Genomic DNA, 21,290 nt, shown 5'->3' on the forward strand with positions numbered 1-21,290 from the left:
AGAGAACTTCATCGAGAACTGCACATTTCCTTATTTCAAGTAGCTCAATAGCAGATTTGACCCACTTGACCCACATTTCATCAGCAACAACAGAAGAAATGAAATATTTTAGCAATGGAAATTCTTGAAAATCTTTTGTTATTGGCGTTTTTTTGACCAGACCTTTATAGACACTAACTCTAAACATTGTTAAAATTAATTAGAATGTGCAATTTATCTGAACGTATTTGTATGTTTGGGGTGTATGGATATGAGTACTGTTTTAACCAAAAAACAAATGTCAGAAGAAGATATCAAGTTTCATTTTATTACCCCTGCTATTACCTCCAAGTGGAATTCCAAGAAAATTACTATGGAGACCAAGATTACTGATGGCAGAGTGAATGTCAAAGGCAACCTGACCAGGCGTGAAAGTCCTAAACGGGTTGATTATTTATTGTACCTTTCTGACAACAAGCCTATTGCTGTTGTAGAAGCAAAAGATAACAACCATTCTGTTTCTTTTGGTTTGCAGCAGGCAATGACTTATGCTCTTATGCTGGATTTACCATTTGCCTATGCTTCAAATGGTGATGGCTTTATTGAACATGATTTCCTTACTGGCAAGGAAACTGAACTATCTCTTGATGAATTTCCAAGTGAGGAAGAACTGATTGCCAGATTCATGGCTGAGGAAAATGATGGCGAAGGCATCAGTGAAGCTGAAAAGGCGATTATTGAACAGCCTTACTATTCCAGCATGAATTCCTATCCTCCAAGATATTATCAGCGAATTGCCATCAATCGTACTGCAGAAGCCATTGCCAAGGGGCAGGATCGTTTATTGCTTGTTATGGCAACTGGTACTGGCAAAACATACACGGCATTCCAAATAGTGTATCGGTTGCTCAAATCTGGCATGAAGAAGAAGATTCTTTATTTAGCAGATCGCAATATGCTGGTGGATCAGACAATTCAGCAGGATTTTGCTCCATTAGCTAAGACCAGTCACAAGATAAACTTTGCCAAGGATGATAAGGTTACTATTGGTGCCTATGAGGTTTATTTTGCTCTTTATCAGCAGATGGTTGGTGACAATGATGAAGAAACCTTCAAGGACTGGTTTGATAAGGATTTCTTTGATCTGATTATCGTTGATGAGTGCCATCGTGGTTCTGCCAAGGAAGAAAGCCGTTGGCGGAAGGTTTTGGAATACTTCGAGGGTGCAACTCAGATTGGTATGACTGCTACTCCAAAGGAAACTAAATATGTTTCAAATATTGATTATTTTGGTGAACCTCTCTATGTGTACAGTCTCAATGATGGCATCAATGATGGTTTTTTGGCACCATTCAAAGTAATTAAGGTTACTACTGATATTTCTGATGGTTGGAGACCTACTATCGGTCAGCTGGATTTCTATGGAAATGAAATTGCAGACCGTGAATACAATAACCGTGATTATGATTATACTATCGTATTGCAGGACCGTATTGACCAAGTGGCAGCAACTATTACCAAGTATTTGAAGCAGACTGGCAGGATGCAGAAGACTATCGTTTTTTGTGCTACTGAGGAACATGCTGAACGTATGCGAATTGCTTTAGTGAACTGCAACTCTGATATGGTGCAGGAAAATCCTGATTATGTGGTCCGCATTACTGGCAGTGATGCCTATGGCAAAAGTAAGCTCAGTTATTTCATATCTGTTGGTTCTGATTATCCAGTCATTGCCACCACTTCTGAGCTCTTGACCACAGGTGCGGATTGCAAGATGACCAAGCTCATTGTCTTGGATAAGATGATAAATTCCATGACCACCTTCAAGCAGATTATTGGTCGTGGTACTCGCCTTCGTGAGAAGGAAGGCAAGATGAGCTTCATGGTTATGGATTTCAGAAACATTACTTCATTATTTGCTGATCCCGACTGGGATGGTCCAATAGAGCAGGATGAAGAATTTGGTGTAGGTGGCTCTGGTGGTGGAAAATCTGGTGGTGGCCACATTGTCGATCCCCCACTTCCAGAACCAGTGTATTATCTGAAGCAGGATGGTTGCAAGGTAACAGTCATTAATGAGGCTGTTGCTGTGTATGATGCAAACGGCAAGCTCTTGATTCAAGAGAACATTATCGATTACACCAAGGCAAATATTATTGGTGAATATGCTTCCTTACAGACTTTCATCCGCAAATGGAAGGGCGAAAAACGCAAGGCTGTTATTGCAGAACACTTAGCTGAATCTGGCATTGATATTGACAAGCTGAAACGTGAACAAGGCATGGCAGATGTAGATGATTTTGATTTTATCTGTTACATTGCTTATGGCAAGAAGCCTCTCACCCGTAGGGAAAGAGCCGAGAATATCCAAAAAAAGGATATTTTCTCAAAATATAGCGGTGCGGCCAAGGAAGTATTGGAAACACTGCTGGTGAAATACATGGATCTTGGCATCAAGGAAATCGAAAAGACTGAAATCTTGAAACTTTCCGATTTTGCCAAGTTTGGGGCCCCTAGTAAGATTGCCAAACTCTTTGGTGGCAACAATGAATACAAGGCGGCTGTTTTGGAACTCAAAGATGATTTATATGAGGACGAGGTAGGTTAGAATAAATGGCTATTAGCGGATTTGTGAAAAGAATTAGAGATATTATGCGGTTGGATGCAGGTATCAATGGTGATGCCCAGAGAATTGAACAGCTGGTTTGGATTTTATTCCTCAAGGTTTACGATGCCAAGGAAGAAAACTGGGAATTTGATGATGATAATTATGAGTCCATTATTCCAGAAGAATGCCGTTGGCGTAACTGGGCTGGGGACAGCTCATTAACTGGCGATAAGCTCTTGGATTTTGTCAACAACACCCTGTTTCCTACTTTGAAGGAACTGCCTGTTACTGCTGATACTCCAATGAAAAAAGCCATTGTCAAAACTACCTTTGAAGATGCCAACAACTATATGAAGGGTGGCGTGTATCTTCGTCAGGTCATTGATGTTGTGAATGAAATTGATTTGGAGGATACCTCTGAAACTCATGCCTTTGGTGATATTTATGAGTCCATTTTGAAAGAATTGCAGTCTGCTGGTTCCTCTGGTGAATTTTACACCCCTAGAGCCGTGACTGAATTCATGGCGGAAATGATTGAGCCAAAGATTGGTGAAACCATGGCTGATTTTGCCTGTGGTACTGGCGGTTTCTTGACTAGCTGGATCAAACAGCTTGAAAAGCAGAAATCAAACACTGCGGACATTGAAAAGATTAATGCCTCTTTTTATGGCATGGAAAAAAAGCCATTCCCTTACTTGCTCTGTATCACCAATATGCTCCTTCATGGAATGGAGAATCCAAACGTAGCCCACGGCAACTCTCTGACCAACAATCTCTTGGATTATACCGAGAAGGACCAGTTCGACAAAATCTTGATGAATCCTCCATACGGTGGGCACGAAAATGCCTCTGTCAAAGGTTACTTCCCGGATGATTTGGCAAGCAGTGAAACTGCCGATCTCTTTATGTCCGTAATCATGTACAGATTGAAAAAAAATGGTCGTGCTGCAGTTATTCTTCCCGATGGATTCTTATTTGGCAATGATAATGCCAAGACCAGCATCAAGGAAAAGCTGATTAAGGAATTCAATCTGCACACCATTATCCGTATGCCTGGAAGTGTGTTTGCACCATATACCAGTATCACAACCAATATTCTGTTCTTTGACAATACTACTCCTACTGAAGATGTATGGTTCTATCGTATGGATATGCCAGAAGGATACAAGCATTTCTCCAAGACAAAGCCAATGAAGCTCGAACATTTTGATAAGGTTAAGGCTTGGTGGAATGACAGACAGGAAATCATCATTGATGAATGGCCAAAGGCAAAGAAATTCTCTGCCAAGGAAATTGCTGAAAATGACTTCAACCTTGATTTATGTGGCTTCCCTCATGAAGAAGAAGAAATACTGGAGCCAATGGAGCTGATTAAGAGCTATCAGGAACACCGCCAAGCTCTGAATGCCAAGATTGACAAGGTACTGGAGACCATCACAGAAAAGTTGAACTGCAATGAAGGGAAATAATCTACATGATGACGGCACAACAGCTTAAGAACAGCATATTGCAACGGGCCATTGAAGGAAAGCTGGTGGAACAACGCGCTGAAGAAGGCACCGCCAAAGAACTTCTGAAAGAAATAAAACTCGAAAAAGAAAAACTCGTCAAAGAAGGGAAAATCAAGAAATCTAAGCCACTGCAAGCTATTACGGAGGATGAAATACCTTTTGAGATTCCTGATAGTTGGGAATGGTGTAAACTTGGGGAAATAGTTTTCAATAGGGGACAAAAAAAACCAGATACAACATTTTGTTATATTGATATAGGGTCGATAGATAATATTCATCAGCAACTAAATGTTACTGAAAATATTATTGAACCTACAAAAGCACCATCAAGAGCTCGCAAAATTGTTGAAATGGGTGATATTTTATATTCTACAGTTAGACCATATCTCCATAATATGTGTATTGTTAACAGAGATTTTTCCCATGAACCTATTGCCAGTACGGGATTTGCCACATTAACATGTACATCTGGAATATTCAATAAGTTTTTGTTTTACTACTTATTATCTCCAGAATTTGATAGATATGCGAATTCTAATGAAAATGCGAAAGGTGTAGCTTATCCAGCTATTAATGATGGTCGATTATATAATTCTTTAGTGCCTCTCCCACCACTATCCGAACAGCACCGCATTGTTGCCAAAATAGAGGAACTGTTGCCTCTTGTTGACCAATATGACAAGGCATATTCCCAGCTTACGGTCTTAAATGAAAAATTCCCTCAGGACATGAAGAAAAGCATTCTCCAATATGCCATTGAAGGGAAGCTGGTGGAACAACGAGCTGAGGAAGGTACTGCCAAAGATCTTCTGAAAGAAATTAACCTTGAGAAAGAAAAACTCATCAAAGAAGGGAAAATCAAGAAATCCAAGCCACTGCCACCAATTACTGAGGATGAAATTCCATTTGATATTCCTGAGGGGTGGGAGTGGGTAAGATTTGAAGATTATACGTTATACACTACGGACTATGTAGCAAATGGAAGCTTCAAATCTTTACGTGAGAATGTAAAGACATTTAAGAACAAAGAATATGCCATTTTGGTTAAGACTCAGGACTTTGCCAATAACTTTACAAATGATTTGACCTATACAAATAAAGAAGGATATGAATTTTTACAAAAATCGCGTCTTTATGGCGGAGAATTGATGTTAAGCAATATTGGTGCATCAATAGGAAAAGCCTTTATTGTTCCTAAGCTAGAACATCCGATGACTTTGGCCCCTAATTCAATAATGGTAAAATGTCTTGATGAAATAACTACGTTTTATTTGAGATATTTGATGTTGGCATATTATGGACAAAATATACTAAAAGAGTTTACTGCTGGAACAGCAATGCCTAAATTTAGTAAGACACAACTTCGTAGCTGTATTTTACCGATTCCTCCTTATCAAGAGCAAAAGCGCATCGTTACCAAAATAGAGGAACTTATGCCTCTATGTGATAAGCTGTCCAAAACCAAATAGAAACATATATTATAGAAAATGGTAAAAACCTAAAGGTTTTTACCATTTTCTTATTTATTTAGCAATCTTCTCAACATGACTTTACCGCATCCTGCCACCAGAAGGTTTTCTGATGAACAGCTGGCGAGAGTCACCGTATGTTGTCACCCCTTCTCTTAGTGTTGAGCAGTAGTAGCTGATTTTCCGCCCCATGTTCTGTAGTTTGGCTTTACAACTCAAATCAGATTGATTTCCTCTGATTTCAAAGAATTTCGGGAAAATGCTTACTTCAGCATCAGGAAATACCTTTTGAACACTGTACACGATAGTATTGGTGAAGTCGGTAAGATCAGTATTTTGTCTTGCCGTATAGTTTTTCAGATGATATTGCAAGGTCATGTTTTTTCACCACCTTTGTTCTGCATTGAATTCATGGCATATTGACATGCCTGGAATATGATTTGACTTATAGACCTTCCAGTTTCTTTGGACAATTCTCTGATGGGGTCCAAAATCTCATCTGGAAAACGCAATGTAATATTACTTGTTGTTTCTTTGGGGGTTAGCTGAAACATATATCATCATCCTTTCAGTATTTTGCTGTGATTACCTGCATTCTGCATTATTAATTTGTTTGCATTTTTTGCGAACAAATTTTTAAAAAATGGTGGATGCAAGAAAAATACCGGCATAGAATGCAGTACTTGGGGTTGTACTGTCATGCAATAAGCCTGTGATATTCAGATTGCAGTTTGCATGAAAAATGTTAGGACTGATAGCCCTTTGAGGTTCACAGCATACCCTGCTCCTTGAAGCTTAGGTACCCTTCTTCAGAAATGATGATGTGATCCAGAAGCGGTACGTCCAGTATGTTTCCCGACTCTCTGATGACATCAGTGATCATCTTATCCTCTTGGCTGGCAGACAGATTTCCACTGGGATGATTGTGCAGAAGTATTATTGCAGCAGCATTGTGCAGGAAAGCTGTTTTGAATACCTCTCTGGGGTGAACTATTGCTTTGGTGGCACTGCCACGACAGATTTCATGAACACCTACCAAACGATGGTGGATATTCAATGAAAGAAGCACCACTACCTCCTGTGCCTCGTTATCCAGATTGAACACTGCTTTTCCAACCTCTGAAGCATCTTTTGGATTTTTTATTAGTCGTGGCAAGTCGTATCTCTTTGTTGACTCCTTTACCAGCTGAATATGATTAAGTGTTATGTTAATGGCCATATTTCCTCCGTCCTTTTTCTGTGATCCAAAAAGAAAACTCCAGCAAATATTCTATGATTCGCTGGAGTAATTTCTTTATGAGGCATTATCTGCGTCTTTTCTTTGATTTAAGTTTGTGTACGGCAACCCCTGCAGTAGCTCCTGCAATAAACAGTTCAGAGGTTGTAACAATTGCTGCCGCTAATGGTGCCAAAAATACCATTACTGTCATCCTCAACAATCAAGAATCGCATCTGTCACTTCCATTATTGTGAAAGTACTGATGAATCCAACAACAAACCATCCCATGGTCATGCTCCCCTTTCCTTAGTTGCTTTGACTACCTTTGAGCCAAATTTGGTGTATAGCTCTTTTCTCGAAATTATAATTTGAAAATCCTGTCCCAAATATCCTGGAATATCCCTGTCATCTATCTCACCTGCCTTTAATGTGATCTGTACTTCATACGGAAATACCCTTACTTCCTTGATGAACCGCTGAAGTATGTTCCTGTATTCTTCTGTACCGTATTCTGCTCTTTGAAATTCTTCCATCACCTCCTCAGGGGACCATGCAATGTTGCTTACTGGGAATGCTGACAAAATATGAAGGTTTTGCTCCAATTCCTGTTTTCGTTTGTTCAGACTGTCCAGCTTGGCATAGATGTTTTCATTTATGATTCCCTTCTCTACTATTGAAACTATGGAGTCAATCTGATTATTGATGGAATTGACCTGTACCTTCAAATCACCAATATCTGATTCCCTTTTCATAGTTCTTTCCTTTATGGAAACATCATAGGCCGTCTTTATCCTTTTGAGGCTCTCCAAGGTGAAGATCTTCTCTTTCATGTACTGATTCACGAATTGGTCCAGATATATGCGGTTTATTTCCCTGTTGCCGCAAATCTGCCGAATCTTTTGGCATCTGTAGGTTGACTGGTAGTATTTCTTGTTTCCAGAATACCGACTGCTTCCTGACATTCTGTTGCCACATACACCGCATACTACTTTTCCCCGTAGCAAATAATATTCCCGTCCATTATTCCCACATTGATGATATTTTTTGGTTGCCAATCTCTTGCTGACACGCAGGAACTGTTCCTTGGGAATTATTGCAGGGCAACCATCTTCAATTCGGATGATCTGGTCTGCAGGTTTGTACTTATGGCCATTTCTTTTGTTGTCACTGCTTTTTGCGGCAGTACGGGAATAGAAATATGTGCCACAGTATTTCTCATTACGCAAAATCTCATGAAGGGAATTTTTGTTGAAATCATTGCCTCTACGGGTCTTATAGCCAAGGTCATATAGCTTCTTCATGATATATGTATATTGGAAGCCTTTGTCATACAGGTCAAAAATCAATCTTATGATCGGTGCCTCATCCTCATTTATCACCATCAGCTTTTCTTCATTAATACTATAGCCCAGAGGTGGCAAACCACCAGTATGCTTACATTTCAATGCATTCTCCTTTAACCCCTTCTGTACCTCACGGCTGAGGTTCTTACTGTAATACTCCGACATTCCTTCCAGCAGGGATTCCAAGATGATGCTTTCAGGACTGTCATTGAGATTTTCGAGGACACTGTAGACAGAAACATTATTTTTCCTCAGTTTTTTCCTGTAGTATGCTGAATCATATCTGTTACGGGCAAATCTATCCAGCTTGTGGCAGAGAATGATGTCAAATTCCTTTTTGGCCGAATCAGCGATCATCTGCTGAAATCCTGGCCTTTTATCTGTTGTTCCAGATTTGGCACTATCTGTGTAGGTTCTGACTATCAGATAGTGTTTTTCTCGGCAGTATTTCTTCATAGCCCTGATCTGAGCATCCAAGCTCTCTGTCCGTTGATTGTCACTTGAAAATCGGGCATACAAGGCTACTCTGTGTATTATGCCAGTATCCATGCGGTATTCACCCTTCCAGTCGTGTTATTAGGCAATTTCCTTCATCTCTGTATCAGCTTCCTCACTTCCATTCGCCGCCCCAGATGTACTGATATTGTCTGCTGAATTATTGCTACTTTCTTCTGTCACCAAATTATTCTTGGCCTTTTTCCCTGCTTTGGTTGGTCGATCCTGCTTTGTAGCAGCATCAGCTTCAGCTTTTTCCTCGGCATGATATGCGTTCATCCATGCCTTGTACGGGAATGCCTCCAAAAGCCACTCATTTCTCACAGAAGGTGTCAGTGGGTGAATTACCTTATGACCTCTATGGTCACAAATACACATCAGCTTATGGGCGTATGGTTCAAGAGCTTTTAGGATCTCATACTGCCGTTTACGAACCCTGCGATTGTTCTCTCCAATGGTTCCCCATGCAATTACCACAGCTTGTGCTGATTCCGCACTCTTGATTATATATTTGTCGTTTTCTTCATGGAGCAGTTCCTCATCACTGCTGAAGCGGAAAGAAATCTTGTTGGTTACTTCGCTGTACATGTTGGTGATTTCCACACTGCCATAATCCAGCTTCTCCAGATTGTTGAGAATGCAAAGTGTGGTCATATCTGTGTGTACCAAGGCACTGCTGGACGGATTAATCATCAGTACCATAGCCGTAGGTTTAGTTTTGTCCCACTCCCTGCGAAGCAGAACTCTGTGCTTCTGATCATCACTGAATACCGCTGAGCTCTTGATAGTTGCCTTAATTTCGTTCATATTAAACCTCCAAATTGTAGTCAATTTAATTTAATTCTGATTGATAGTCTTATGAAAACAGTCCGTTTTTAAAGGCCACATGGAGTTTAAGGCCATTTATGTCTGTGTATTCCCACAGCATTTTTATGTCCTCATCTGTCAATCCCAGTGTTTCCCCTTCTGGTCCAATTCTTGTAATCATCCAACTGCCACATATTGGCTGACATTGCCCTTTCTTCGGTTCTCCCAACAGAAATGTTGCTACCGGGGATTGTGTCAGCAGAAATTCCTCGTCAAACCAGATGCAGAAATTCTCACCATTTACTTCTATATCTCTGGCATCCACCAAATCACAGTGAAGTAAGCGGTACATTTCGTGCAGGGTATCCTCTGCATTTATTTCCTTTACAGACCTGCAAAAGCCGTCAAGGTGGTCAAGAACAAAGACCTTGATTACCTTACTATTAACTGAACATGAATTTTTCATACTCTGCCCGTTCCTCCTTTAAGTAGATTGGCTGATGGTAGTAGACTCTTGCCATTTAATTCAATCCCTCCATACTCATAATCTTCTCCAGCTGGTCAGGTCTCAGTATCGCTCTTGGCAGGAAGATAGAAAATTGGTACTCCGTTCCTGCAAGGATCGCCAGATTGAGGAACAACTGCCCATCATCCTCAATGACATCAACATATTCAATGTTGACAATATCCACGCCTGGGTGGGCTTTCAAGAATGCCTCAAGGTCGTCCAGATCCTTGATGATGATTACCGCTCCGCCATCAATTCCTTGGCTGGAATAATAGGTTTCGTAGATTTTGGTCACTTCTGATACTGCAGCAAAAAGGTTTTCCGACAAATGCTGCTGAAGGTGGGAAAGCTCGTTCATAGTGCGTACCTCCTGATACATAGTTGCTTACCTCCAAAATAAAAATCCCCTAATCTGCCGTGTCTGGTAGATTAGGGGTTGCTTTAAGAAAACTTAACCACAATTATGATATATGTCTGCAGGGGTGCAAAATACGAATTTTGTTTGGATCAAAGTAATTCAAATATTACTTCACAATACCTATAAATATTTATGATAAAATATGATTTGAAATACAACACATAACTATGAATGGAGAAAATACCATGTCACAAGAATATAATCACGATATTGAACCAGGAGATTTAGGAGTGGGAATTATTGCATCTCCACCTAAGTCCGGAAAAGACCTAATTCCTCTTAGCGCATATAACGGAAATAACGAAATCGTAGATTTTGATGTTAAATATTCTGATATTTGTTCTGGCAAAATTTTTAAGATATTAAAAGAAAAAGATATTACGATACCCATAGGGCAATCAAAAAAAGCTGCGATAAAAAAACTAAAGGATTTGATTAATAAGCAGGACGTACAAGGTTTCTATGGAACGCTTGGCTTTATCCGTGAAGTATTTCCACACGAATTGATATATCTCTCTGCCATAGATGGCGGCTTTCAATACGCAGGGGGATATGATATCTCCAAGCAGGGTGATTTAATAAAATGGCTAAGGATATATAAACAATGCAGATCAGAATGTCCTGAAATTAATACACTTTTCGCAATAGGGCTCATTCCTCCACTGCTTTACTTACTAAAGAACGAGCATCATCTGCAGAACGTGATTCTATCCTTAAGATTTGAAAAAGCAACAGATACCCCGCATGAAAGATATAGATCTCCTCGACTAGTTTTATTGAACTTCTTAGCAAGCATATATGGCTCTCCCTCCTCGACAGACAAACACTATGGTCTTGTTGAGCGGTTTGACAAATCATATAGTCCTATTTTCCAGATATGGGATAGCCGTGATGGTTTTTTAAATTGCTTGTTCAGAAATATGAACTCTTTTAAAAACAAAAAAACAAGTTCTTTTTGGAACCATAAAATATATGACTATGTAAGCGGTAAATCCGTTAAAGGTAAACATTCTCAGCCAATGAATGTTTTTGTATATAATAATAGGTATCCAATATATGATGCTTTGGGGGACAATATTTACAGTGATAAAATAGCTGTCTTAGAATTACCTGTTAAACCTACCATTAGCAAAAATGTAGGCACACAACTACAGAAAATTACCTCAAATAATTATGGAGCCTTTATCAAACTTTATTTTGATCAAATCAAGAAACTAATCATTACCGAGGAAAAAATCAATCTTGAAAAAATACAGAAAAGGTATAGGCAATGCAAAGATAAAGTCACCGATATTGCCAATCAAACTAACGAGCCTGGCAAAATGAAAGAACTGTTTGCTCTTATCTACCTTGCCGCCTGCATAGCAAACAAGGCTCTTAAGTCTTATTACGACACCAATGATTGTAAATTTAAAGCGCTCATACAACGCAAAGACATTTTGAAGCAATTACCCCAGTTTTGCATTCAACAAGGATCGGATGAATTGGATCCCAAAATTATTATTGATAGGCTGTGTCAAAAAATTGAAGCTAATGCCCGACTATTTGACCGTTGTGAAAGTAAAGAAGATAAGGAGCAAGCTCCTAAACGGTCTTTTATTGGGAAAAGGAGTAAAGTGGGTTCTCGTTCCAGATATTTTATTGAAGGAAAAACCTTTAGAAAATGGATAGAAGAAATAACGGGCCCCCAGAAGTCGCAAAAAGTCATTCGCCTTTTACAGTCGTTAAGCCATTCCAAAAATAAAAGCCGAGGTTACTTGGAAAAAGGAACTGATGATAGCAGGAAAGCGACCCGCGAAACAGTAAGGGGTAAAGGTCTTCCGAATTATATGAGAGGATATGCTTTAGTTGTTGATGATGGTGATACGTCTGTCTGGGATTGGGATAATTATTTAAAATAGCGTTATTTTAATGTGTATAAACAAGATGTTCGTTAGCAAAAAATGCCAGCGAACATCTTGTTTTTATTTTTTTTTAAAATTTTTGGCGAATTTTTTTCACCAGACACCCTCTAACCCCAGCAATTGAACGGGAAAAGTGTGTCCCGAAATCAAATGATTATTTACGGGATACTCCTTTGTTGTTGGTCATTGGAATATGCTGTAATATAAAGCATGTCGAAAGGAAATCCGCAATTCATGGTGGTTAATTTTTCGGCGTGTACCTTGACAACTAAATGGGGGTATGACCTAATCAGCTCCCTACATAATGTAAAGAAAAGGAGGCATGATACCAATGATTTGCTTCAAATGGTATTTACCTGGGGGAATATAAAAAGTGCCGCCCCTGCTTAGGGGCAGCACTTCAAGCAATCATTGGCATACAGGATGATAAAGGTTGGCGCCATTGTCCCTGTATGTCAATATGCCGTGGCTCTCCCCAGCTAAGAATTAACTGGGCAGAGTATATCATTTTTAAATGTGACCTAAGGCCATTCTAGCAGATGCTGGATTTATTGGCAATGAGGTCTTAGAAAAGGAGATTGTATACATATGAAAATGACTATAAAACACAGAGAAAAAAATTTGACAGAAGGTGTATTTTACAATATTGATGCTCCCTCCCAGTTTGAGAGTATCGAGCATCTTGATGATGGTAACTATCAGGGAACCATTATCGACGTTATCGACTACAAGAAGAAAGAACTCTCTGTTATTCAGATAGAGGTGGAAGGAGTAGATGAAGTCTTTACGACCTTCTTACACTGGGACCTCTCCAAGAGTTTCGCTTGGCGTGATCCTATCAAAGAGGCTCATATAAAATTGCCTTCAGATCTTAAGGGGATGGATATAATATTCTCCATTTCCAATAATGAGGTGAATGGGAAGATTTATTCAAATCTTCGCGCCATTGACCTCTTTCCTCCTTCAGATGGTGAAGATGGAGATGAGGAACTTTTAGAAGACGAATAAGTCTTCTGGGCAAGGGGCGGAGGCTACATGTTAGCTTCCGGCCCTAATCTCTAAATAGAAAGGAGAACAATGCCATGGCATTTAGAAAAATTATAGATTATAGACTTGATAAGGATGATCACATCATCTATGGAACCGTAGCGGAAAAAAATAACGAATACGAGGTACCATTATTTAATGAGATTGTCATCTCCCACATCTTCGTTGATAAAGCCACATCCGAGCAGACAGCAAGGATTGTCATGACCATCGGTGGTACTAAGTCATCCGCTGATATGCAGCTTGCTAACCTCACTGGCAAAGCCGTAATGAAAGAATTTAGGAAATATGGTTTCCAGTGTGTATCTTCTGTGGCTGAATATCTTGAGGAGTGGTTAATTAATTATTCTATGGATGATGCCGTTGTCACAACGGGATATCACAAATCAGGATTCATTACCCTTAAGGACGAAGGCAAGAAACAATTTTGTTATCCTGGGGTTGTTGAAGATGAATACCTCGGAGAAAAGGATATTGCACCCACAGGAAGCCACGATGATGCTATCCATTTGTTGGAGTCTTGGTATAAGGAAAACAAAAACATCGGCTTACTGTTAGCCACTGGATTATCTGCTCCAGTGGTAGCCAGATTGAGGCCACATACTGGTACAGAAAACCTGCTTGTCAGTTTATCTGGTCCTACCAGCACGGGCAAGACTACCTCTTTAAAGCTGATGGCATCTCTCTGGGGCAATCCAAAGTTGGGACAGGAAGGCTTGCTGGACAATCTCAACACCACTACTAATGCCCTGTACTCAAAGTTAAGCGGCATAAATGGTTTCCCTGTGTTTTTGGATGAAACGATCTCAAATGCTTCAATCAACTGGCAGCAGATGTGCTATGAATTGGCGGATGGCTTATCCAAAGCAAGAGCAGATACCAATGGCAATGCCAAAAAGCAGGCCAGTTGGAATACTACTATCATCCTCACCAGCGAAGGCACCATCATGCCCCACCTCAAAACTGACGGAAGCAAGTCCAGATTGATTGAACTGCCAATCAGTTTTTTCAATCGTAAGGAGACTGTGGAACATGTCAAATCATTTGTTTCCATGAATTATGGACATGTAGCTGGGAAGTTCATCACTACGCTGAGTGGCATCACAGACGAGAAACTGTTTGAAATGTACAATGAATCATCCGCCAAAATATCTGATACCTTCAAGGGAACATCAGGCCCAGAATATGGTCGCCTACTGGACAGAATTGCCCTTATTGATGTGACCGCAAAAGTCCTCATGGGCATGGATGAGTTTAAGTACTTGAACACGGATGACCTCTATCTGACATATGATGAAGTCACCAAGAACATAAAGCAAGTCATGGCTTCATCAGATGATGATATGCTCGAAATACTCACCAACAAGGTCGAAGCAAACATCAACCATTTTGTTTGCAACAATTTCCCTAAGGTGAAATTCAATGAGCAATGGTCCACTGGTGCAACCTATGGAAAGATTGATTATGTCAATGGCACCTATACGGCTTACATCATGACAGATATAGCACATTCATGGTTGGGCTTACAGAATGCAGAAGCCAAACAGGTCTTTGCACGATGGAAAAGAAAAGGTTTGCTCAGCTGTACTGACCACAACCGTACCAAATACAGAATCAGCCTCAATGGCCGTAAGGTTTACACCTATGCAATTAATCTTGAATCAGCTGGGGTGGATAATGCTACACTCAATACCCACAAAAATATGTTTCGGAAAAAAATAAATCAACCGTCATTATTCAAGGATAGTGATGGAGATGACAATTCCGCCATTTTAGATGAAGCTGAAGCTATTTAAGGAACATGAAAGGAGCAGTCAATGGAAAAATACATTGTAGACATAGATCTATCAGGCAACAAGCCACAGGATAATAATGCAGTCAACTACCAGAAGCAGGTGCCTCTCACACATGAGGCCAAGGTATGGTTGAATATGGTACTGGCTTCTGAAAGACATGAAGAAGTTTCCTCTGACACTGGAAAGGAGGTGAACTCCTGATGAAACAGGTTGTTGGCTATGCCAGATATTCAAGTGATAATCAGAAAGAATGTTCAATCGAAATTCAGAAGCAGTGGATTGAAAAATACTGCGAAGACAATGCCTTGAAATTAGTGAAGGTTTTTGCCGATTACGCCAAGAGCGGAAGCACAGAAGAAGGTCGTGATTCATTTATTGAAATGCGAAACGTCCTTATTGATGATGAGGATATTGATGGCGTGGTGGTCTACAAAATAGACCGCCTCAGCCGAAACAATGCTGATGCCGTGAAGTTCATAGATACGGTCACCAAATTTGGCAAATCTATCTACACAGACGGAGGGATACTTTCAGATAAGTCCAGTCCAATGGAAAAGCTGATTTTTTCCTTCGGGTCCTCCATTGCTGAATTTGAATGGGGAATGATCAGGCAAAGAACCCGCAATGGAAGTTTACACAAGGCATCTCTTGGTCCAGGTTCTCTAGGTGGCAGACCTCCACTGGGATATATACGTCCAGACCCTGATGGTCCATTGGTAATTGAACCAAGGAAGGCAGAAATCGTCAAGAAGATCTTTGACCTCTATGTTAACAAGCATAAGGGATATGGGGAAATCGCCAAAACTCTCAACAGCTATGGCTACTTGACTCAACGAAATGCCGAATTTGGGAAAAATTCCATTCGAGATATTCTTCTGAACGAGAAATATACGGGTGTTGATATTTACAACAAAACCTCAGCCAAAACCTTTGGTAAGGATGGTAAGTATCATAGAAATAGTCACATCAGAAAGCCCAACAGCGAAATTTACAGGCACCCAGATGCTCACCCGGCAATTATTTCCAAAGAGTTATTTGATAAGGCACAGGAACTTATGAAAAGCCGTTCCAGAAAAGGTGGACACAAGAGCAATGCCCTTTTCACTGGTATTATATGCTGTGGATTCTGCAAGAGCCCCATCCACCTAGATTCCCATTCTATGACTTGCAAAAATGGAATTAAGTATACTTATCGCAAGTATAGATGCAATCATTATAGTGACCCTGGAGACCATGCCAAGGTACGAGCTGAAGCTGTTGAGCACCATTTTCTGAATATGATGAAGTACAAACTATTTCACGAAATGAACAAAACAGACCTTCACAAGCAGCTTCAAATCTTCTTCTCCGACAATAGCTCTGGTCTCAAGCAGCTGAGTCTGCACAAAGTGAAGGCCCACGAGTGCGAAAAAAAGATGAACAGGCTCGCTAGGTCCTTAGAAGCAAGCGAGAATGAAAATGTTCAACAGAGAATCATTGCCAATCTGGATACCTTGTCTAATCGCCTCCAGAAGCTCAATCAGCGCATTGCAGAATTAGAGCAAGCGAATAGATGGGACTATACTGAAAATGAGCTGACTGCAATAATAGATAGCTTTGAGCCCTTAGTGCTGAAGTATGCCAAATGCCAAGAGACCAAAGACTTCATCAGGTCATATATTGACAAGGTTACGATATACGATGTTTCTATAAGCGTTAGCTTCAACTACAGTGAGGCTGGGTAATTGAACCACAGAGGTGATACCTACTTTGAAGGTATCGCCTCTTTTTTGTTCCTCAGTTCCAAGGCTCACTTTCCATCACGATTTTGGAAAAAGAGAACCTCACTGAGAACCGCTCAAGATCTTATGATTAGTAGTTCAAAGCGATTAAGACTCACTGGGCCCACAAAAATCCAATACAATACACAGAAAAATCCCTATACAGTTGACATCATCTGATATGACCCCTAAGAAAGACAATGAAAAAATAACCAGCAATAAAGTTGCGTGCTTTTTATCATAAAGTGCAGTACCAAAGTATCATCAGAATAACAGAAACGTAGTACAGCACTTATGGCAAGACAAAAAAATCGAGGTAATGAAAAAGGACAGACTAGTGCAAAATTTGTCATGGAGTAGCATCAGTTACTAAATAGGGATGAAATGCAGTGTTGACATATACTCATTGAAGCAGATGATTATGCCATGACTATTAATAAAATAATTAGTGTTGTCGATATTATTTATAGAATGAAGTATCGAAACCAAGGAGAGAATGGGAATTCAAGGATGATAAGATAAAATGATTCTTTGAATTCTTTTTTTGTGAATAAAAATCCTGGAGGTGCTAGTATGGATATCGGAAGTATTGAGAAAAGGTCAAACGCATATCAATATTCAAATCAGAACAAGGATAAGCACGTTTCAGCATCGATGTTTCAAAGCACACTATCAAAGTTTATTTCTTCTGAAAACATTGAAAAAACGAAGCAAAGTTTTGAGGAAATGTGGAAATCACGATTTCCAGGTGCAAAGTATCATGTTATGGATGCATCCTGTATTTCACAAGGAGTATGGGAACGAAATGATTATCCTTTTGAAAAGTTTTTTACTGATGAAGTGGACGCATCTGTTTTGAATTGGCAACCATCTGGTAAAAATCCCGATATGGCTGATGCATCAGTGCAGTCAAGATTAAACTCAACATTAGGAAAAAAAGCGATCGTGGTTCCTCCAGAATTGGAGGAAAAGATGAAAAATAATCCTGTATTAGCAAAAAAGGTTATGGAAAGAGTTGAAAGTTTTATTCAACATCATCCAACAAGACCGGGTAGGATACTGTCATACCTGATTTCATTAGATGAAGAAGGTGAAATTGCACATTTTCGTGTTACAGGCGGAGGGGGGCATATTTCGGGTCCATCAGAAGCAGAATTACGACAATTTGAGGAAGAACAAAAGTCTAAAAAAGAGAGGCAGTATCGTCAGGAAATTGAAAATAAAGAATACAGCTTAAAGGTTGCTGAGGAACATAGATATATTGACGAAGTCCAATACAAACAGTCGCTTAATAGAAACCTTAGTGGAACTGTCAATAATGATTTAGATTAGGTCGTCATTGGGAGAAGATGGTTCAATTAAATAATCACTCATTGACCAGCATACAAGAATAAAACATTTTCTAGACATACAAAAAGACCAGAACCACTCTAGATGGTTCTGGCCTTCTTTATTACAGGCGAAGTTTACATTTTCGCCTTAATTGATGGTGGAGATGAGGAGAATCGAACTCCTGTCCGAAAGCGTTGTCATATAGACTTCTCCGAGCGCAGTCAATGTTTAAGTTTAAGAGATGGGCAGACACAGACAACCGCCGTCCCTCCGATCCTGGAGAAAATTCCCCTCAGGCCTCCAGGAGTCAGCCCTTTGGGTATCCCGCTATTGGCCTCTTATCCGCTCACGCGGGAGATAAGCAGACAGAGGTTAGCATTAAGCTGCTAAAGCGTAGTTTTCGTTTGCTTTTATATTTAAAGCGTTTTCACCTTACTAACGGGGCTAGGTGACCCCCCGGCTCGCTATCCATACTCCAGCCACCCCCGTCGAAACCTTTACATCCCCCTGTACAGGGAAATCTCAGGTTGTTAGAGATTTCTGATATATGATAGTGTTTAATATTATAATGATATTCCGCAAAAAGTCAAGTTAATCCAGCACTTCCGTGAAATAAATAACCGTTACTGTATCCTCCATGGTAATGCGCTTTTTGTAAATCTGCTCGAAATCTGCAATAAGCTCCTCACGGGAATTGATTTCCGGATTTTGCACTCCCAGGTCCTCAGAGGTGAGGTTTGCCATGGTCTTTACCCGCACCTTGTCCAAAAATGCGGTATACAGCTTCTTTTTAGGAGTGAACTTCTTGCCTGTGGTAATCCAGACGATGGAATTTTCCGGGAATTGCTTGCTCACATCCCCCAGACGTACGGTACAGCGCTTGGTACGGGCCTCCAGCATTTTTGCGTGCTTCTCAGCCTGAAAATTTAATGACATCATAACTCTTCACTCCTAATATTATAATTTTAAGGTTTACACAAGTTCTGTCAGAGTCTACAAAAAATCTAACACAGATACAGTTTAACATATTTCTATGTCATAATAAAGAAAAGTTTACAGTTTTATTTTTCCATTAAAATACAATAGGAGGGAGGCTCCGGGCTTCCCTCCTTATTATTATATGTACTTACTTATCCTTTTCAGAAACCTTAGGGATTTCCTTCAAAACTGCATTATTGAGCACATCCTCCGGAATCACAATATTAGAGATTGTGCCGTAGTTGGTGGCAGAGAAATTCAACTCCACAGTGCTGGCATTAATTATACCATCCATTCCGCTGTCTTCCTTCATATTGCTCAACATAGCCTTGGCCGCGGCTCTCACCTGTGGGGTAAGGTCTGCATAAAGGTTGCGGAACTGATGCTGGACCTCATCAATGGTTATGGTACACTGAACATCCCCCATATTGCTCAGAATGTCCTCCAGCAGCTTGTTATCCTTCTCATTACTGCCCTTTTTAAAATTACCCAATTTGGACATTTTCAAAAAATAATCCTTCACCTTCTGACCATCCAGGGTAACAATATAATTCTGGTCTGGTCCCTGACGCTGCCCCAATGTTACGCTCTTTACAACATCTGGCAAATCTGTGCTAAGGCTCTTTTCGATTTCCTCATCAATAGCCTTGCTGTTTGCTTTGCCGTAAACGTACTTATCCCAGCTGCCGTTCTTGTTTTGTGAATAGAATTCCACATCCTTTTCTGTTTCACGGCTATAGAAATTATATCTGGTATTGCCATTTGGAATTCCACCCAAAGTCATTACCACTTCGCTATTTCCCTGACATACCACTGATGGCTTGGACACGAAATCAAATACGCCATTTACAGTCCCACCAAAGAATGGGCTTGCCAAATCCACTTTAAATGATAAGTTTCCATTCTCCATATTAGTAAGGCTGTTCATGGAATTAATCAGCTGTGCCTTGGCGTCCATTTCATTAACGAGGGCAGGCTGAATGTCCTCAGCAAATGCCTGGGAATCCATAAAGCCAGGAGTACCAACTGCCAATGCGCAAGCCAGTCCTGCTGCCAATAATTTTTCCTTTAATTTCATAGTGCTCATCCTTTCAAATATTTAATCACTTAAAGATTTAAATCCACAAATATATTAAAAAAATACTGCTTACTCCGTGTCTAAAGGCATCTTACATGATGGTGGCGCAAACTCCCCATCCAGGGCCTGTATATCAGCCAAAGTAAGCTCCAAATTAACAGAGTCTGCATTCTCCTTTATATGAACCGGAGATGAACTCTTTGGTATGGCTATAGTGTGTCCATTCCGTATATTCCAGGCTAAAAGCACCTGAGTTGGTGTAACACCATGGGCCTTTGCAATATCCATAACCACAGGATTTTCCCTCAGACCTTTACTGAGCCTGCCTCCCTGAGCTAATGGACAATACGACATCAGGGCAATATCGTGGTCGTTCATATAATCAATAAGGTCATATTCTATGCCTCTGGAGCCAAGATGATAAAGCACCTGATTAACCTGACACTTGTCTCCCCCTGGAATTTTTAACAGCTTCTCCATATCCTTGGTATCAAAATTGGAAACGCCCCAGCTACGGATAAGACCCTCATTCTGCAAAGCATTCAGTCCCTCCACAACTTCTTTCAAGGGAACATTGCCAATCCAATGATAGAGATACATATCAAGATATTTCAAGCCCAAGCGCTCAAGGCTATTTACACAGGATTTGCGCATATTACCCTTTCCCGCATTCCAGGGCAGCACCTTGGAAACCACAAAAACGTCATCCCGACTGCCTTCCACAAAATATTGCTTGAGAGCTTTACCCACCAATATTTCTGATCGTCCCTCACCATACATTTCAGCCGTATCTATTAAGGTCATACCAGCCCTTATGCCAGTAAGAATAGCCTCTATCTCCTGCGTTTCCCTGGTGGGTTCCTCCCCAATCATCCAGGTGCCAATTCCCAATGGGGGAACAGATTTACCGTTTTTAAGCTGAACCGTCTTGCTCATAGTTTCAACCTCCATTATGGACATTATACGCCAAATTTTCAGTTTTTCCTTTTGAAAAAGATAAAAAAATCCTTATTTCCATTAGAATTCTATTAAACCAAT

At 40.2% G+C, this 21,290-nt stretch carries 19 protein-coding genes and 1 other RNA gene; 10 read left to right on the plus strand and 10 right to left on the minus strand.

All coding sequences use genetic code 11. The annotated features are described in order from the left end of the window. Positions 1 to 250 precede the first annotated feature (250 nt). Genes hsdR through T355_RS13480 form a run of 3 tightly spaced genes read left to right on the plus strand, consistent with a single transcriptional unit; the run spans position 251 to position 5,567 of the window. Positions 251 to 2,587: an EcoAI/FtnUII family type I restriction enzme subunit R gene (hsdR, locus tag T355_RS0103805; protein WP_027396593.1), complete on the plus strand. Its 2,337-nt coding sequence runs from the start codon at positions 251 to 253 to the stop codon at positions 2,585 to 2,587. A gap of 5 nt (positions 2,588 to 2,592) precedes the next feature. Continuing rightward, a complete protein-coding gene (locus tag T355_RS0103810) occupies positions 2,593 to 4,056 on the plus strand; it encodes an HsdM family class I SAM-dependent methyltransferase (RefSeq protein ID WP_027396594.1) in 1,464 nt (487 codons plus the stop codon). Positions 4,057 to 4,061: 5 nt separating this feature from the next. Next, positions 4,062 to 5,567 (plus strand): restriction endonuclease subunit S, encoded by a 1,506-nt coding sequence (locus tag T355_RS13480; protein ID WP_051555360.1) that lies wholly within the window; start codon positions 4,062 to 4,064, stop codon positions 5,565 to 5,567. Positions 5,568 to 5,648: 81 nt separating this feature from the next. On the opposite strand, the gene T355_RS0103820 is transcribed toward T355_RS13480, so the two are convergent. Together T355_RS0103820 and T355_RS0103830 are read right to left on the minus strand one after the other, a co-directional pair. After that, positions 5,649 to 5,945, minus strand: a complete 297-nt coding sequence (locus tag T355_RS0103820) for a hypothetical protein (protein ID WP_027396595.1) — start codon at positions 5,943 to 5,945, stop codon at positions 5,649 to 5,651. 391 nt (positions 5,946 to 6,336) lie between these two features. Beyond that, on the minus strand, positions 6,337 to 6,786 hold the full coding sequence (locus T355_RS0103830) for a JAB domain-containing protein (RefSeq protein ID WP_027396597.1): 450 nt from the start codon (positions 6,784 to 6,786) through the stop codon (positions 6,337 to 6,339). A gap of 77 nt (positions 6,787 to 6,863) precedes the next feature. Here T355_RS0103830 and T355_RS15405 point away from each other — a divergent pair, with 77 nt between their 5' ends. Beyond that, positions 6,864 to 7,040 (plus strand): hypothetical protein, encoded by a 177-nt coding sequence (locus T355_RS15405; protein WP_197019549.1) that lies wholly within the window; start codon positions 6,864 to 6,866, stop codon positions 7,038 to 7,040. Positions 7,041 to 7,076: 36 nt separating this feature from the next. Here the strand turns inward: T355_RS15405 and T355_RS13485 are convergent, their stop codons facing one another. Genes T355_RS13485 through T355_RS0103855 form a run of 4 tightly spaced genes read right to left on the minus strand, consistent with a single transcriptional unit; the run spans position 7,077 to position 10,297 of the window. Beyond that, entirely contained in the window at positions 7,077 to 8,678 is a 1,602-nt protein-coding gene (locus T355_RS13485) for a recombinase family protein (protein ID WP_051555361.1), read from the minus strand. A gap of 27 nt (positions 8,679 to 8,705) precedes the next feature. Continuing rightward, positions 8,706 to 9,431, minus strand: a complete 726-nt coding sequence (locus T355_RS13490; RefSeq protein WP_051555362.1) for a DUF1643 domain-containing protein — start codon at positions 9,429 to 9,431, stop codon at positions 8,706 to 8,708. Positions 9,432 to 9,480: 49 nt separating this feature from the next. Further along, positions 9,481 to 9,897, minus strand: a complete 417-nt coding sequence (locus T355_RS0103850) for a DUF3846 domain-containing protein (protein WP_027396598.1) — start codon at positions 9,895 to 9,897, stop codon at positions 9,481 to 9,483. A gap of 55 nt (positions 9,898 to 9,952) precedes the next feature. Then, a complete protein-coding gene (locus T355_RS0103855) occupies positions 9,953 to 10,297 on the minus strand; it encodes a hypothetical protein (RefSeq protein WP_155851663.1) in 345 nt (114 codons plus the stop codon). A 245-nt stretch (positions 10,298 to 10,542) separates the two neighbouring features. On the opposite strand from T355_RS0103855, the gene T355_RS0103860 reads away from it, so the two are divergent. The 6 genes from T355_RS0103860 (at position 10,543) to T355_RS13495 (ending at position 18,196) form a co-directional block, all read left to right on the plus strand. Next, positions 10,543 to 12,258 carry a hypothetical protein gene (locus tag T355_RS0103860; RefSeq protein ID WP_027396600.1) on the plus strand — a complete coding sequence of 572 codons (1,716 nt, stop codon included), beginning with the start codon at positions 10,543 to 10,545 and terminating at the stop codon, positions 12,256 to 12,258. A 591-nt stretch (positions 12,259 to 12,849) separates the two neighbouring features. Beyond that, positions 12,850 to 13,269 (plus strand): hypothetical protein, encoded by a 420-nt coding sequence (locus T355_RS0103865; protein ID WP_027396601.1) that lies wholly within the window; start codon positions 12,850 to 12,852, stop codon positions 13,267 to 13,269. 74 nt (positions 13,270 to 13,343) lie between these two features. Further along, positions 13,344 to 15,104 carry a DUF927 domain-containing protein gene (locus T355_RS0103870; RefSeq protein ID WP_027396602.1) on the plus strand — a complete coding sequence of 587 codons (1,761 nt, stop codon included), beginning with the start codon at positions 13,344 to 13,346 and terminating at the stop codon, positions 15,102 to 15,104. 21 nt (positions 15,105 to 15,125) lie between these two features. Next, positions 15,126 to 15,305, plus strand: coding sequence for a hypothetical protein (locus tag T355_RS0103875; protein WP_027396603.1), 180 nt, complete (start codon positions 15,126 to 15,128; stop codon positions 15,303 to 15,305). Next, positions 15,305 to 16,828: a recombinase family protein gene (locus tag T355_RS0103880; protein ID WP_027396604.1), complete on the plus strand. Its 1,524-nt coding sequence runs from the start codon at positions 15,305 to 15,307 to the stop codon at positions 16,826 to 16,828. The genes T355_RS0103875 and T355_RS0103880 overlap by 1 nt, the downstream gene beginning before the upstream one ends. A gap of 609 nt (positions 16,829 to 17,437) precedes the next feature. Then, positions 17,438 to 18,196: a hypothetical protein gene (locus T355_RS13495; RefSeq protein ID WP_051555363.1), complete on the plus strand. Its 759-nt coding sequence runs from the start codon at positions 17,438 to 17,440 to the stop codon at positions 18,194 to 18,196. Between the two features lie 155 nt (positions 18,197 to 18,351). Here the strand turns inward: T355_RS13495 and ssrA are convergent. From ssrA to T355_RS0103900, 4 genes are all read right to left on the minus strand, one after another. Further along, positions 18,352 to 18,703, minus strand: a transfer-messenger RNA (tmRNA) gene (gene ssrA, locus T355_RS14940). Between the two features lie 84 nt (positions 18,704 to 18,787). Further along, a complete protein-coding gene (locus T355_RS0103890) occupies positions 18,788 to 19,135 on the minus strand; it encodes an ASCH domain-containing protein (RefSeq protein WP_027396605.1) in 348 nt (115 codons plus the stop codon). A gap of 187 nt (positions 19,136 to 19,322) precedes the next feature. After that, positions 19,323 to 20,252, minus strand: coding sequence for a hypothetical protein (locus T355_RS0103895; RefSeq protein WP_027396606.1), 930 nt, complete (start codon positions 20,250 to 20,252; stop codon positions 19,323 to 19,325). A 69-nt stretch (positions 20,253 to 20,321) separates the two neighbouring features. Continuing rightward, the gene (locus T355_RS0103900) at positions 20,322 to 21,188 is read right to left on the minus strand and encodes an aldo/keto reductase (RefSeq protein ID WP_027396607.1); all 867 of its coding nucleotides are present in this window, start codon (positions 21,186 to 21,188) and stop codon (positions 20,322 to 20,324) included. Positions 21,189 to 21,290 lie beyond the last annotated feature (102 nt).

Source organism: Anaerovibrio lipolyticus LB2005 (assembly GCF_000621545.1).
In the GTDB taxonomy this organism is placed as follows: domain Bacteria; phylum Bacillota; class Negativicutes; order Selenomonadales; family Selenomonadaceae; genus Anaerovibrio; species Anaerovibrio lipolyticus_A.

What these genes read in the sequence shown, in the direction of transcription:
- T355_RS0103865 (WP_027396601.1), top strand. Translation starts at nt 12,850, where the DNA reads ATGAAAATGACTATAAAACACAGAGAAAAAAATTTGACAGAAGGTGTA.
- T355_RS0103830 (WP_027396597.1), bottom strand. Translation starts at nt 6,786, where the DNA reads ATGGCCATTAACATAACACTTAATCATATTCAGCTGGTAAAGGAGTCA.
- T355_RS0103810 (WP_027396594.1), top strand. Translation starts at nt 2,593, where the DNA reads ATGGCTATTAGCGGATTTGTGAAAAGAATTAGAGATATTATGCGGTTG.
- T355_RS0103850 (WP_027396598.1), bottom strand. Translation starts at nt 9,897, where the DNA reads ATGAAAAATTCATGTTCAGTTAATAGTAAGGTAATCAAGGTCTTTGTT.
- T355_RS0103900 (WP_027396607.1), bottom strand. Translation starts at nt 21,188, where the DNA reads ATGAGCAAGACGGTTCAGCTTAAAAACGGTAAATCTGTTCCCCCATTG.
- T355_RS0103820 (WP_027396595.1), bottom strand. Translation starts at nt 5,945, where the DNA reads ATGACCTTGCAATATCATCTGAAAAACTATACGGCAAGACAAAATACT.
- T355_RS0103860 (WP_027396600.1), top strand. Translation starts at nt 10,543, where the DNA reads ATGTCACAAGAATATAATCACGATATTGAACCAGGAGATTTAGGAGTG.
- T355_RS0103895 (WP_027396606.1), bottom strand. Translation starts at nt 20,252, where the DNA reads ATGAAATTAAAGGAAAAATTATTGGCAGCAGGACTGGCTTGCGCATTG.
- T355_RS13495 (WP_051555363.1), top strand. Translation starts at nt 17,438, where the DNA reads ATGGATATCGGAAGTATTGAGAAAAGGTCAAACGCATATCAATATTCA.
- T355_RS13485 (WP_051555361.1), bottom strand. Translation starts at nt 8,678, where the DNA reads ATGGATACTGGCATAATACACAGAGTAGCCTTGTATGCCCGATTTTCA.
- T355_RS13480 (WP_051555360.1), top strand. Translation starts at nt 4,062, where the DNA reads ATGATGACGGCACAACAGCTTAAGAACAGCATATTGCAACGGGCCATT.
- T355_RS0103875 (WP_027396603.1), top strand. Translation starts at nt 15,126, where the DNA reads ATGGAAAAATACATTGTAGACATAGATCTATCAGGCAACAAGCCACAG.
- T355_RS15405 (WP_197019549.1), top strand. Translation starts at nt 6,864, where the DNA reads ATGAGGCATTATCTGCGTCTTTTCTTTGATTTAAGTTTGTGTACGGCA.
- T355_RS13490 (WP_051555362.1), bottom strand. Translation starts at nt 9,431, where the DNA reads ATGAACGAAATTAAGGCAACTATCAAGAGCTCAGCGGTATTCAGTGAT.
- T355_RS0103855 (WP_155851663.1), bottom strand. Translation starts at nt 10,297, where the DNA reads ATGAACGAGCTTTCCCACCTTCAGCAGCATTTGTCGGAAAACCTTTTT.
- T355_RS0103880 (WP_027396604.1), top strand. Translation starts at nt 15,305, where the DNA reads ATGAAACAGGTTGTTGGCTATGCCAGATATTCAAGTGATAATCAGAAA.
- T355_RS0103870 (WP_027396602.1), top strand. Translation starts at nt 13,344, where the DNA reads ATGGCATTTAGAAAAATTATAGATTATAGACTTGATAAGGATGATCAC.
- T355_RS0103890 (WP_027396605.1), bottom strand. Translation starts at nt 19,135, where the DNA reads ATGATGTCATTAAATTTTCAGGCTGAGAAGCACGCAAAAATGCTGGAG.
- hsdR (WP_027396593.1), top strand. Translation starts at nt 251, where the DNA reads ATGAGTACTGTTTTAACCAAAAAACAAATGTCAGAAGAAGATATCAAG.